We start from the raw sequence: 12,756 nt of genomic DNA on the forward strand, positions 1-12,756 counted from the left end.
GGGTCGGTAGTAATTTATGAGATTAAAATCATGCAAAGCTAACTGCCTGATGATGCGATTGCAATCCCACATTCTGCGGTATTTTGTTGGTTTAAGCGGATTTAAACCCCCGGTTGTCTTATCTTAGCTGTATGACATTCGAACATGCGATATATCATTTGATGCCCGTAAATATCCGGGATGATAAAACAAACCCGCGCTATCAGGAGCTGCGTGTGTTGGTCAGCACGGCGCTGATCGCGTTGCCGCTCATGCTGTTGTTTCCTGTTTTTGTGTGTTATTTGGGCAAACCGATCGCGGGTTACGTAATCAATGATTTGCTCAACCTGGTCATCTTGATCACCATCCGGTTCTGGGGCCATTACCGGATACCTATGATGATATCGGCTTTGACCTGCTACTGGATCATGTATGGCCTGGTAGCCGATTCGGGACTGATCTATTCGCCGAATGTAGCCATTCTGCACATGTACTTGTTGATCACGATCTGGGTCAATAAAAAATGGGGTTGGCTGGCAATTCTGGGCAATTTAGGGCTGCTCGGCTTCCTGTATTACCAAACCTTACATGCCGGATTACCCGCAACGGTCAGCTCCGTGTCAGGTGGCCCGCTTTATTCTTTAGGGATGAATGGCCTGATCACGCTTTTCCTCGGCGGCTTCCTGGCTTACCTGCAAGCCGATCAGGAGAAGAACCGGCTCCAGCTTAAAGCCCTGCAGGATCAAAAGATCAGCTTGCTCGATAAGACGGTCAAACAGCGGACCGAACAATTGAACAGCATGCGGGAGACGATCGCGACGGATTTCCATGACGAGACGGGCAATATGTTATCAGCCATTACCCGGCAGGCTTCCCTGCTCAAATTGAAGCTTGAACAGAACAGTGAAGTACAGCCCATCGTTACCAGTATCATCCAGAACAGCAACGGGTTATACGCCAGCAGCAAGGATTTTTTATGGCACCTGAACCATGACAGCGATGATTCGCAGGAACTTTTCGGTTACCTGACCAGTTACGGGCAACGTTATTATAACCAGTTTGATATTGCTTTCTCTTCCAAAGCGGAAGATGATCACATGCAGCAGCTGGACCCGACCGCCGCACTGAATATATTATTCATCTTCAAGGAAGCGATGACCAACGTGGTGAAGCATGCCGGGGCTACTGAGGTGGAGCTGACGATGACCTATACGCCCGGAGCGGTTACTTATGCGCTTACGGATAACGGCAGCTGGAAAGCTGCCGACGAAAAAACCGAACATTATGGTTTGGTTAACATGGAAAGGCGCTGTAAAAAAAACGGTTTTGGCTTCACCTTGTCCAAACAAACCAGTGGTACGATGGTCGCAATCACCGTACCGGTAAATAACTTAAACGAACTATAAATGGAAAAGCGGATCATGATCATCGAAGACAACGGTAAGATCAGGGAAGGCTTTGCCTCCGTTATTGAGGGTACGCCGGGCTACCGGGTGGCGGGACAGCACGGAAGTTGCGAAAGCGCATTAAAATCTTTGGGCAATGACGCGCCTGACCTGGTGCTCATGGATATCGATCTGCCGGGTATCGATGGCATCGAAGGCACCTTGCGCATCAAAAAGCTGCGCCCGGAATGTATTGTCCTGATCATTACAGTTATCGAGGACAGTGATAAAGTGTTCCGTTCGCTATGTGCCGGGGCCGGCGGTTATATCGTTAAGAATTCGGATGCCGACCAAATCATCCAAAATATGGCCGAGGCGTTTGCAGGTGGCGCACCGATGAGCCTCAATATCGCTAAAATGGTCGTGCAATCATTTGCACGTCCGCAAAATTCACCTCTGTCCGAACGCGAAACAGCCGTACTGAAGGGTATTTCCGAGGGCAAAAGTTATACCAGGATCGCGCTCGATCTTTTTATCAGTAAAGAGACCGTCCGTAGTCACATCAAGAATATCTACCAGAAACTCGCCGTTAACAGCAAAGCCGAAGCCTTGAGGGTGGCAGGTAACAATAAATGGATTGGTTAAATATTGTCACAATTGCGTATGTTGAAAATGTTTCCTGATATTTTATTTCGTGTAATAAGCTTTATTTTAAGCGTTATTTTTTACATCAGGCTACGGGATAAAAGATATCAAAGTAATCAGGTTAATCATCTATGCGTTAGGTTTATTGACTGTTCTGTTGCGGCCTTTTGCGGTATAAAGTTTGTCAGTCATTCAGACTTTGCCGTTAAGCCTGAACGCATGTAATGGTTATTGCAAAAACTGGTTAAAAAGAAAGCTGAGCACCACAATGGTGATGTAGGGTCTGGTTACAACGGAGGGCAGCTTTTTCCTTGTTAATGCCTCAGAAAGCGTTTCAATCGCTGTTAAGATTTATTATCCGCTTAAAACGGCTTTCGTCGCAATATATTTTACCGGAACGGTTTAACGCTCATTTATACTATTCTATCACTCCTGTTTACCAGTGACGGGGGTTATCAAATTCACGATGCCCACCCGGTCGATGACGCATCATGGTTTAAAGAACATAGATACCAAGCACTATCGTAATAAATGAATACCTTACTTGTTGCAATGAAATGATTTAGCCTGAACAGTAAACGGTTGAGGACATGTCGCCACTTCATCAAGGCGATAAGGATTTGGAGACCTTGTTGTAAACACCGCGGCTGTAGCGGTTACCTTGGGTTGTCGGAAGTCTTTACGGCCTCATCGCCATTATCAGTTTGGCAGTAGCTTTTATGGCTCTTGCTTCCATACGTCACCAGGCATTCTGGCTATCTCCTCAACGTTCAGCGCATCCCGGCAGCGATCAGTTCCCGCAGATAAATGGTTCCCCGTCCGCCGGTAATCCGGGCGGGTCGGGCGGGCATCCGCCCAAATCCGCTTTCAGCGGAAAATTTGAACGAAAGGCGCTCAACTGATCTAAGAAATCCTTTCCTGTTCCTTCCTCGTCTGTATCCAGTTCTTCCGCTTCCTGCGCTGAGGCACGCATGAGCTTGTCCCAATCCTCATATTGGTGATAGCAAAGCCGCCAGTCAAAATGATGATATTCAATTTCGGCGGTACTCATGGGCCGTGTGAGGAATGGGATTGCCGTATGCAATCCCATTGGCCTGCGGTTACGTTCGCACCATGTTTCGGCATGGATAAACGCATAGAAGCGTGGCGGGTACTTGGTCTGCGGTTTGAAATAGTAGGCGACCAATCCGGTTTTTTTTCGGTGCAAGGCGTCCTGCCGTTCAAATTCCGCGCGTTCGCGTGGGGACATGACACAGCCCCCTTTAATCTTTACCATAGCTTAGCGGTTAATGGGTTAAAATAGGTTCCCTATTACCTGCGGTATCTGTTCCGTTTTTCTCCGGCCTTCCTCATTCGGCGGTCATAGCCCCAAAGGAACCATGCCCACAACCCGATGGCTATGGCATTGCCATATTCGGGATGCCTGCTGTTCGAAGCGGCGAAACAGATGCCTGTGGAGATAAAGCAGGTGGCGATGAAATAAATGAATGTTCTCATGGCTGTTCTTTCTTTAGTTTCAATAGCTTTTGGTATATATCTTCCCAATAGTTTTGCAGTTCTTCATCCAATTTGGCGAATGCGCTGTCGCAATGCCTGTAATGACGGCAGGCGTCCGCTGCTGAAAGGCTAAGTCGATGTTTTCCACCTCGATGACCTTGCCCTTTAAATCGACTATCTTCCTATCAGGCTGCTTTAGGGGTTTGGGTTTTCAGGCGTTTCGGCTTCAGGACTTTCACTAAATTGTCCTTAGCCGGGCTTACTTTGATCGGTGTCGCCCTAAAGTCTTTGAGGTTCAGGAAAAATCCCCTGTTGAACAACATGCCCTCGCTGAATAGCTGCCATAACAGCGATGCGCCTAAGTTCGCCAGTGCGGAGTTGATGAATAAATCCTGTTGCGTCAGGGCTTCGGCTAAGGAGCAGCTTGGCGTGCGGTCGCCGTTTTCGGAGTTTACCAGTAGTTCCTTAAATTCCTCGGTCACTAAGGGCAAATGGCTGACTACCTCGAATTTGCGGGATGCAGGCTGCGTTATCTCGGCGATGGTAGAAATGATACACTGCCCGATGTCCCTGCTGTTGCCAATGTCCATCCAGTATAGCGGGTGGTGATAACTATGTCGCCTGCTGGTATAGATTTTGGATAGCAGGTCTGCGATCTCAAACCTCGCCTTTACGGTATCTACACAGCTAATGGTAATTTCCGCCATCGCCAGTTCGGGACTATCCTTCAGTGTTTGCAGGTCATACTTTTCGGGTATGGCTTTCCAGTTCGTACCGAAAAAGAGGTTGATGCGGTTTACCAATGCAACGGCTTTATGCAAGCCGAGTTCAGCCGTCGAAAATAGCTGTCTGCCCAAGTTGGCTTCTTCCACTTTATCATCATCGAATACCCGCACCGCAAGGCCGGGATGGTTCAGGGCGATAAGCGCATGGTTTATCCTGCCCAAAGCCGTTAAGAACTGGCTTCCCGTGCCCCCTGCACCAATGAGGTTAACCACGATGGGGTTATAGGGGTTCAGCAAAGTTTTTTCTACGATATGGACGGCGGTCTTTACCGCTTTCAGTTTTGGCGTTTTCATACAAAGAGGGTTTTAAGGGTACGCTGATTGGGTCTCAGGCTGTCGCAGGGAAATACACGGTCGGTCGCGACCTGTTTCTGCCATAGCTGGACGATGTTTTCGGTAACGGGGTTGAACTCGCCCATCAGGTGGCTGAAGTAGCTGTTCCAAAAGTATTTCTCCCATTCCTCCATAAAATCTTCGAGGCGGATGGCTTTACCGATATTGATACGCACGTTACCCATGCACACCTTGCCATCGGTTGAAACATTAAAGAAAGGGGCATGATAGAGTGCGGTATTGCCTACAGGCTTGCGGTAACCTTTCAGGGCATACACCGAAAGACTGTCCCTGCCCGCTTTCCATACCATTGCAGGTACTTTTCCCTTGCCCGATTGGATGCCTAAAGCATTGGAAAAATAAAGCGGAACTTCCTGTGGCGGGGTGCACCAAATGGCATAGCCTTCCTGCTCGGCATTGACGTACAATACTTTGTTGGGCATAACGCCTTTACAGCGCAGGAAGCCTGTTTTAAATTCCTGTGCCGACTGGAAGATACTGCTCAGGGCAAGCATCTCCTTTACGGTCAGCGGATGGGCATTGATGGGGTTGCCGAGCCTGCCGATGTCGTAGCTTTCCACGTAAACGCTGCTCGTGTCTTTATCTTCTTCGGTCTGCTTGGTATAGATCAGCAGGGATTTTACGGGCTGATACAGGCCAGTGAAATTATGCGTTAGGTTCTTCATCGTCGAAATCGTTCAGTACGCCTGTCAGTTCATCCAACAGGAAAAATAGTCGTGTTTCAAAATCAAAATCGTGGTGGGGCTTTTCCCGTGGCGTGTCAAACCACTGGATGGCGACGGGTTCTTCCTGATAGCCCATTTCCTGAAATTCGCTGTTCACCATGTCGAACAGCATGTGCTGTAAGGTGTCGTTTCCGCTCCAATAAAAGGAGATGTAGTTCTCCCAATAGATACTGTAATCGTCCTCACTGGCTTCGTGCAATTCATAGTGCATGGTGTCCTTAATGGCACGTTCGGGATAGTCTTTAGCCAGTTTCAGCAGTTCGCTGGCGACCTCTCTCAATTCCCTGCCTTGCTTGTCCGTTAGGGAGATTTGCTGTAATTGCTGTTCCCACGTTTCCAATTCATAAGGCGATTTGATTTCGGGTAATAGCGTATCACCCGCCATGCGCATTAAGTCCAGTTCTGCGAACTGGCGTTTACGGTATTCCGCTTCTTCCTTATTGTCCCCGTAGTTTTCGTCGTCATTCTCCCGTATCCAGTTCTCCAAGCTGTCATAGGAATTGTCGATATATCCCGGCTCCCGAAAAAAAGGAATACCGATAGTTTGGTACAGGTAAGCGAACAGCGTTCGGGTCAGTTCATAGCAAGGCCGTTTGCATGGCCTGTTTTTCATCAGCCACAAAGGGCGGACAGGCACGTAATACAGGCAGAAGTTGGTGTCAAAAGTTTTGACGGTGGCCAGTCTTGCGGGGTTTCCCTTGTCCTGTAAAAGCATTACCGAAGCACCGTCAAACCGTTGTGACGACAATTTTTCGAGTACCGCCGAAATGTTCTGCGGGAACGGCAAGCCCGAAGTATCGGGGGCTTGCCATCCGTATAACTGGCAGAGGTTCTCCAATGACCGGAAAAACTCCCTTTCGCCCTGCCCGAAGCCTGAAAAGGGCAGGCTTTGGAACGGCTTAAACGAATGGGTCAGAAAACCATTATGGTGCGTTCCTTTGGTGCGCTTCTTAGCGGGTTTTGCTGTACCTCTCTTGCATCGGGCAAGCGGTCTAATGTTTGGACGAATTCCCCGAATAATTGATGTAGTTTCCATTGCTTGTTATCTTCTATGACGGTTACTTTCCTGTTGATTTTTTTAGTTTCCATGATGTCTGTGGTTAGCCTTTCGTGCCCATCGTGCTTTCAAAGCGGTATTGTATCTCATCGTTTTTGATCTCAGGTCCAACAATACGGGCGTTGGTCAGTATGGGATAAGTAGCGGTGTAAAAGTTTAGCACCGTGTCGGGGTTCATGGCTTCGTTGGGGTCGGTCAGACGGACTTCCTGCCCGTTCTCCTTATGGATAAAAATCCTTTTTAATTGTGTTGTCTGTAACATGGTGGGTGTTTTTAGGCTTCGTTAAATAAGGTGAGGGCTTGGGCGTACTGCGTTTTTTTGCGCTCCAAATCCGCCCGTCTTTTTTCCAGTTCCTCTTTTTTATCAGGATAATCTTCTGCCGATGGCAGGATGGCCAGTGCATCCTCGTATTTGCACAGGTCGTTCAGTTCTACCACTTTTCGGACGGTATCGGTGTAGGCTTTGCGCTTTTCTTCGGCTGATGCTTTTGGCTCGCCCACTTCAATTTCCTCGGAATCGCCCCCGGCTTTGGGTTTGGCGGGTTGGGGTTTACTGCCTTGTCCCAACCTCTTCTTTGCAGCATCTACGCTGGCGGTTACGGCTTTGAGGTTGCTGTACAGCCCTTTCAGGGAATCCACCTGCGTTAGTGTAGCTTCAAAAAAGCCCTCGTCCATATCAGATGCTGTTCCCCTGTGGATAAGGGGTGTTATCATCTTGGTGGCGGGTTCGTTCGATTTGAACGGGGCGTATAAAGCCGATACGGTAAAGTTGCCGTTCTCGTCGTTTTGGATGCCAATCGTCCACATACCGTGGGCTTTCAGGTTCGCTATGTTTTCAAAAAAGTTCGTTTTCATGTTCCAAATGTTTATGCGGTTAATGCTAATTTTTCTAAGTGGGTCGCCATTTTGCCGTTTGCGGTAAACCAATACTCATTGGCTGTCAGTGCCTCGGCAATGGCCTCGTCACTGGTCAGGAAGTCGTATTCGGCATCCAAAATGCGCAGGTAGGCATGGGCAAGGGATTTCAAAAACCTGTCCTCGCAGTTATCGAGGGCTTCATCCAGTTCGTCCGCCTGCTCAAATTCGCCTGTCTCGTCTTTAGGCCATGTGGTGACGATCAGGTCACGGCTTTCCTGAAAATCGGTGGCGATGCGGTAAGTGTCGGTCTGCTCACCATGCTGAAGATGTGTCTGCCTTGCGGTATATATGGCATCATTGATAAACTCTGCATTACAGTAGTGCGCCCTGTCAAGGTCGAAGCCTGTAATTTTCAGCCCAATGTTTCGGGCATCCTCGTAGGTCATCTCCCACCAATTGTAACTCACGTTATAGTCGGCGTTATTGGCAATAGCTTTTGCCTTGCCTTGCTCAGTCAATTCGTCGAATTGGAATAATCTTAACTGTATCGTTTTCATGGGTCAGCGTTTAAAGCGGGTTTTCATTAATGTCCCTGAGCAAAGCCCCTAATGCGTTATGGCTTGCGATATAGGCATCATAGCGGTGGGTGATATTGTCGCCTAAGTAAAATTTGTCCTCGCCGTCACTGTAATTTTCCTCGAAGAAGTGAACGGTCTTACTTGGCAGGCTGATGATGTAGCGGTATACCGCATTTACCCGCTGTTCATTCAGGGTACACCATTCGGTGATAAGGGCAAGTTCCTTATCAGCATCATTCAGGGCAAGCAGGGGAATAATCAGGGTTTCGACTATCCATCCCTGTTCGGGTGCGCTGCTGCTGTCGGCAACGCATTGAAGGATGTGGCCGTTGGTTAATTTGATGTGCATATTTGAACGTGTCATGGCTGTAATGTTAAGGTTAAGCGGTTTTGATGTTGATCTGGGTAGGGTCGTCAAATACGGACTGGAAGATGTCCTTAACGTGCTGCTCTTTCAGCTTGCATACGTAGTGCTGCTGACGGTACAGGTCGGTAAAGTCGATACTGCCGTCCGAACGGTAAGCCATTGCGATAGCTACTGCGCGAACGCCCGATTCTACCCACAGGCTCAGCCAAATATCATTGGTGTAGACGGCGCCGATTATCAGCGTGTCGTGTCCTGTCAGCCCCCCATCCTCATGGCTCTGGTTGATGCGTTCATCCGCAAACCACAGCCTTGCCAAGCGGTTGAATTTAAAGCCCACATTTAAGGCTACCTTTTTGGCGAACTCCATCGGGGACATTGGCCCTGAAATACTACCTTCCTTTTGCGAAAGGAGCGGTTGAATGCTGTACGTGAATCGCTTTTCCATTTCGTTGCTTTTTGTTTTTGCTTTTTTTCCTTTAATTTTTTTTCAAAGGCGTCTTTGGCAGTCCTTAGCTTTTGGCCTCTGTTAGAGGCAAATCACTTGCGCGGGGGGAGAGCGCGTCAAGGCTGCCGCCATACAAAAAATTTTGCGCAGCCCAACGCAAAAATTTTTGACGGCATTTACATGGCCTTGCGCGCTGAAGAGGGGTAAATTTGCCTCAAGCAGAGGTCAAAAGCGGAAAACCCGCGGAGGTTCCTAAACCTCAGGGGTACCGGCAACAGGAAAAAGAAAAGTACCTGGGCAGGAAGCGGCTGCGGGGCATGTCCTGCCGGTGGTTGCTCCGGCCGAAGGCTGCCCCGCCGCCGCCTGCCCAAGGAAAATATCAGAGAAGTAATCCGTTAGCGATCGGAAGCATTATCCTGCCTGTCCCCGGCAGATAGAGCGGAGAGCGCGGCCGCCCCTCCGCGGAACGGCCATGTTTTAAATTGACAGAAACGAGAAGATGAAGGACTAAGCTTGCCAACAGCTGATCAGTCATTCGATAATGAAGCAGCTGATATTTAGACAGCTTTAAAAAAGTACAATTCTGACGAAGATATTTTCGGATATGCTTCTAATGCGCCGAACCAGTATGAAATTTGAAGAAGCGGGGCCAAAAACAAAAAAGGAATTTACTTTTATGCTTTATGATTTACAATGGCATGACCTATAAAATATAATGGTCGTTATATTTGCTGCGTGAAACAATCGAAGACAGATCGCACCAGGGCGCATATTATACGAACAACCGCAGCCATTTTTAATAAAAAAGGATACGCGGGAACTTCTATAAAAGATATAACGGAGGCCACGAAACTGACCAGCGGCAGCATTTACGGTAATTTCGCGAACAAGGAAGATGTTGCCCTTGCGGCCCTGGATTATAACATCACTTGTTTCTGCGGGGTTCTGCTTAAAGAAGTTAACAAACATAAAAACACCAGGGACAAATTACTGGGTTTCATCACGCCGTTTCATAGTTCAGCAAGGTCACCATTTCCTGTTGGCGGGTGTCCGATGGTGAATGCACTTAAAGAAGCCGATGATACCCTGGAACGTTTCCGAAAAAAAGCAGGAGAAGGCATGCTGGCCTGGAAGCGGGAGCTCGTAAGTATCATTGATCAGGGGATAACCGAAGGAGGTTTTAAACCGGATACGGACGCGGTCAAAATTGCAACGCATATTGTTGCATTATGTGAGTATGGAACGTTGATGTACAGTGCTACCAAGAGTATAAAGCAAGCCGATGAGATCATTGATATGGCTATGGATGTTGCAAAAAGTATCATGCTAAATCCTTAAATTTTTTTGACTCAAAATATAACGATCATTATTTTTTTTGAACATACCATTCATTTTCCTATCCTCTATTCAAAAATATAACGACCATTATTTTTTAACATTTTAATCAATTCATTATGAAGTATCAGATTTTCGGACAATGTCCGGTTTAAGAGTTTCAACGCTGGCATTAGGTACCGGCAATTTCGGAACTGCCTGGCCGTTTGGTGCCACAAAAGAGGAATCGAAACAAGTTTTCGACCGCTATGCCGATGCTGGCGGTACGTTTATCGATACTGCAGACGGGTATCAGGGTGGTCAATCAGAGTCTTTTTTAAGCGAGTTCCTGGCTAGCGAGCGCGATAATTTCGTCCTGGCATCGAAGTACAGCATGGGTACGCGTGAAATGCAAACGACCGGCAACAGCCGCCGGACGATGATGCGCGCTGTGGAAGAAAGCCTGAAACGGCTCAAAACGGACAGGCTTGATCTTTATTGGGTGCATCTGTCGGATGAGCAAACCCCGATAGAAGAAATTGTCAGGGGACTTGATGACCTGGTAAGTGCCGGAAAGATCAATTATGCCGGTTTTTCCAACTTTCCCGCCTGGCGCATAGCCAACGCGGCTTTGCTTGCCGATTTAAGAGGCTGGGCGCCCATCGTAGGTATACAGGTAGAATATAACCTGATTGAACGTACGCCGGAAAGAGATTTGATCCCCATGGCGGAAGCGCTGGGACTTGGCGTAGCATTTTGGTCGCCGCTTGCCGGGGGGGACACTAACGGGTAAATACCGCAAAGAAACAGACCCCAATTCAAGAAAGGCGCTTGCCGGCGGGTTCCTTGCTAAAGACTCCAAAGACGAGCGCGAAACCCGTATTCTGGATTTGTTAGAGTCCTTAGCTTCAGAAACCGGAACCAAGGTAATTGATGTTGCCCTGGCCTGGATCCGTCAAAAATATGATGATTCGAGCCTGTCAACAGTGACGTTCATCGGCCCGCGTAACCTGCATCAACTGAATGATAACCTGACTTCGCTCGATCTGACGCTGAGTAAAGATCAGATCAACCAGTTAGATGAAGCCGGCAAGATCAGTTTGGGTGCTCCGCACGAGGTAATCGCCGCTTCACAAGCTATGTTGTTTGGCAGGGGGTCCGGCCAGATTGAGATCAAGCATCCGACAGCGTAGTAAAGTAGTAATAACTTAACTAAGATACTAAAACGGCTGGAATTTCAGCCGTTTTTTACGCAAAGCGTTTTATATAATTGTCGTCCGAATAATATAAAATTTGTCTGACTAAAGAAATCTATCACAATTGCCGGAGTGATAGGTATCCCTGATTACTCATTCATCATTTAACGACAAAATACCTGCTGCATTAAATGGCTTCGAAAGTTATTTATACCTTCATCTCTTATAAAATGCGGTATTCAGAACGATAATGATCTGACTTTTTTAACATTTGCCGTTTAATTTGTAACGATAAATTTATTGCCTGGAATGCTTGACATAAGTTATGGAATTAAGAAAATTTCTGATTCAATTTAAACTTTTAGCTCTTTTTAAAGCATGACCTTAACGCACAATTCCAGGATACATACCGTCGATCAGATCAGGGGTATCGTCCCGAATAGGTTTATGATATGGGTCTGGACAGCCAACCTGTGCGCCGGTTCAGTTTCTGGTGCACATCCTGATTAAGGGCCAGTTCTATACAATCTACAGCCTGGGCTTCTACCTGATGTAGCAAAAGAACGACGCCGCCGGTTTGAATGCCGACCGGATATTCAGGCGCCGTCTTTGGGCGCTATTATTATTCGGACTGATACACGGGCTTGTGTTCTGGTTTGGCGATGTACGCCATAAATACGCGCTGTTGGGTTTTAGCCTTTTGTATTTCAACAGCAAACCCTGTGCGGGTGTTAGTTCGCTGGATCGCGGGATTTCTGGTCCTCATGGTTGTTATTCAACGGTTCAAAGTATTGTTCCTGCCTGTTACACCTCAATCCATCATTAAAAACCATCGTGAATTTGATGCCGTGATTATGCAGGTGCTGAATGCATGGAAGAAGGGCTCATTTTTACAAGTAGTAGGTTTCCAAAAATTAAGAATATTGATGGCCTGGATGCAGAACATTCAGGAAGGACTGACCAGTCATCCATTTTGAGATCATGTTCCTACTGGGCTGATAGCCGGAAAAACGAAGGTGTTCCGGCGGTTGCCTGAATTAAGCAGCATGCTTTCCAAATGGGCATTACTGTTAATAACGCTCGGTCTTATCATCAAAATACTTTCCTGCCTGGATATTTTCGGCATTCCCCTGTGCCGGCCAGATCAGCCTGCCTGGGAAGCTTTTATCTGCAACCTTTGCACTGGCATCGGTACGGCCCTCGCAACAGGATTAGCAGCGCGTATTCGACAGCCATTTACATTTTGTTACCTCAGTGGGATGGGGGCAGATCCGAGCGAATCTGCCTGGTTGCCATGGGAAAAATTGACCCGCCATTTGAAAGGCCGGACAGAAAAAGATCGTAATCATTTGCAGGCTAGATATACTTATTTCTGTGTACACAGTTTCCGCCCGGGCGGTATCCTACCCGATAAGACGGCCAAATGTTGGCATTTTCTGATCGGGTTTATCATCGTCCGGGTGAATGTACTCGCTAATGCGATGATCTCAATAACAAAAAGCAAAAGCTTGTTCCGAAGAAAGGAAATGATAACCAATAGTGAGATCGAAAAACTGGCAGCTGGAATATGA

Annotated in this window: 18 protein-coding genes; 7 read left to right on the forward strand and 11 right to left on the reverse strand. The window is 47.6% G+C overall.

What is annotated here, in order from left to right; translation table 11 throughout:
* Positions 1-131 precede the first annotated feature (131 nt).
* Together PQO05_RS04975 and PQO05_RS04980 are read left to right on the forward strand one after the other, a co-directional pair.
* Complete coding sequence (locus tag PQO05_RS04975; RefSeq protein WP_273631568.1) at positions 132-1,385, forward strand: sensor histidine kinase; 1,254 nt, start codon at positions 132-134, stop codon at positions 1,383-1,385.
* Complete coding sequence (locus tag PQO05_RS04980) at positions 1,386-2,009, forward strand: response regulator transcription factor (RefSeq protein ID WP_273631569.1); 624 nt, start codon at positions 1,386-1,388, stop codon at positions 2,007-2,009. It begins immediately after the preceding gene.
* 790 nt (positions 2,010-2,799) lie between these two features.
* On the opposite strand, the gene PQO05_RS04985 is transcribed toward PQO05_RS04980, so the two are convergent.
* The 10 genes from PQO05_RS04985 to PQO05_RS05030 all read right to left on the reverse strand — a co-directional run bounded on the left by PQO05_RS04985 (position 2,800) and on the right by PQO05_RS05030 (position 8,675).
* Positions 2,800-3,285 carry a hypothetical protein gene (locus tag PQO05_RS04985; protein ID WP_273631570.1) on the reverse strand — a complete coding sequence of 162 codons (486 nt, stop codon included), beginning with the start codon at positions 3,283-3,285 and terminating at the stop codon, positions 2,800-2,802.
* A 35-nt stretch (positions 3,286-3,320) separates the two neighbouring features.
* Positions 3,321-3,506 (reverse strand): hypothetical protein, encoded by a 186-nt coding sequence (locus PQO05_RS04990; RefSeq protein WP_273631571.1) that lies wholly within the window; start codon positions 3,504-3,506, stop codon positions 3,321-3,323.
* Positions 3,507-3,691: 185 nt separating this feature from the next.
* Entirely contained in the window at positions 3,692-4,585 is an 894-nt protein-coding gene (locus PQO05_RS04995) for a PRTRC system ThiF family protein (protein ID WP_273631572.1), read from the reverse strand.
* Positions 4,582-5,310 carry a PRTRC system protein B gene (locus PQO05_RS05000; protein WP_273631573.1) on the reverse strand — a complete coding sequence of 243 codons (729 nt, stop codon included), beginning with the start codon at positions 5,308-5,310 and terminating at the stop codon, positions 4,582-4,584. The genes PQO05_RS04995 and PQO05_RS05000 overlap by 4 nt, the downstream gene beginning before the upstream one ends.
* Positions 5,291-6,406, reverse strand: a complete 1,116-nt coding sequence (locus PQO05_RS05005) for a hypothetical protein (protein WP_273631574.1) — start codon at positions 6,404-6,406, stop codon at positions 5,291-5,293. Before PQO05_RS05005 ends, PQO05_RS05000 begins: the two co-directional genes overlap by 20 nt.
* 64 nt (positions 6,407-6,470) lie before the next feature.
* Positions 6,471-6,689: a PRTRC system protein C gene (locus PQO05_RS05010; protein ID WP_273631575.1), complete on the reverse strand. Its 219-nt coding sequence runs from the start codon at positions 6,687-6,689 to the stop codon at positions 6,471-6,473.
* An 11-nt stretch (positions 6,690-6,700) separates the two neighbouring features.
* Positions 6,701-7,282, reverse strand: a complete 582-nt coding sequence (locus PQO05_RS05015) for a hypothetical protein (RefSeq protein ID WP_273631576.1) — start codon at positions 7,280-7,282, stop codon at positions 6,701-6,703.
* Between the two features lie 11 nt (positions 7,283-7,293).
* The gene (locus PQO05_RS05020; protein ID WP_273631577.1) at positions 7,294-7,842 is read right to left on the reverse strand and encodes a hypothetical protein; all 549 of its coding nucleotides are present in this window, start codon (positions 7,840-7,842) and stop codon (positions 7,294-7,296) included.
* Positions 7,843-7,852: 10 nt separating this feature from the next.
* On the reverse strand, positions 7,853-8,227 hold the full coding sequence (locus PQO05_RS05025) for a penicillin-binding protein (RefSeq protein WP_273631578.1): 375 nt from the start codon (positions 8,225-8,227) through the stop codon (positions 7,853-7,855).
* A 16-nt stretch (positions 8,228-8,243) separates the two neighbouring features.
* Positions 8,244-8,675 carry a hypothetical protein gene (locus PQO05_RS05030; protein WP_273631579.1) on the reverse strand — a complete coding sequence of 144 codons (432 nt, stop codon included), beginning with the start codon at positions 8,673-8,675 and terminating at the stop codon, positions 8,244-8,246.
* A 735-nt stretch (positions 8,676-9,410) separates the two neighbouring features.
* Between PQO05_RS05030 and PQO05_RS05035 the strand changes: the two genes are divergently transcribed.
* The 3 genes from PQO05_RS05035 (at position 9,411) to PQO05_RS05045 (ending at position 11,182) form a co-directional block, all read left to right on the forward strand.
* Positions 9,411-10,013 carry a TetR/AcrR family transcriptional regulator gene (locus tag PQO05_RS05035; RefSeq protein WP_273631580.1) on the forward strand — a complete coding sequence of 201 codons (603 nt, stop codon included), beginning with the start codon at positions 9,411-9,413 and terminating at the stop codon, positions 10,011-10,013.
* 139 nt (positions 10,014-10,152) lie between these two features.
* Entirely contained in the window at positions 10,153-10,782 is a 630-nt protein-coding gene (locus PQO05_RS05040) for an aldo/keto reductase (RefSeq protein ID WP_273631581.1), read from the forward strand.
* Entirely contained in the window at positions 10,757-11,182 is a 426-nt protein-coding gene (locus PQO05_RS05045) for an aldo/keto reductase (protein WP_273631582.1), read from the forward strand. The genes PQO05_RS05040 and PQO05_RS05045 overlap by 26 nt, the downstream gene beginning before the upstream one ends.
* A gap of 625 nt (positions 11,183-11,807) precedes the next feature.
* Here PQO05_RS05045 and PQO05_RS05050 read toward each other — a convergent pair.
* Positions 11,808-11,951, reverse strand: a complete 144-nt coding sequence (locus PQO05_RS05050; protein WP_273631583.1) for a hypothetical protein — start codon at positions 11,949-11,951, stop codon at positions 11,808-11,810.
* Here PQO05_RS05050 and PQO05_RS05055 point away from each other — a divergent pair.
* Both PQO05_RS05055 and PQO05_RS05060 read left to right on the forward strand, forming a co-directional pair.
* Positions 11,950-12,162: a hypothetical protein gene (locus PQO05_RS05055; RefSeq protein WP_273631584.1), complete on the forward strand. Its 213-nt coding sequence runs from the start codon at positions 11,950-11,952 to the stop codon at positions 12,160-12,162. The genes PQO05_RS05050 and PQO05_RS05055 overlap by 2 nt on opposite strands.
* Before the next feature lie 69 nt (positions 12,163-12,231).
* Positions 12,232-12,756, forward strand: a complete 525-nt coding sequence (locus PQO05_RS05060) for a hypothetical protein (RefSeq protein WP_273631585.1) — start codon at positions 12,232-12,234, stop codon at positions 12,754-12,756.

This window comes from Mucilaginibacter jinjuensis (assembly GCF_028596025.1).
GTDB classification, from domain to species: Bacteria; Bacteroidota; Bacteroidia; order Sphingobacteriales; family Sphingobacteriaceae; genus Mucilaginibacter; species Mucilaginibacter jinjuensis.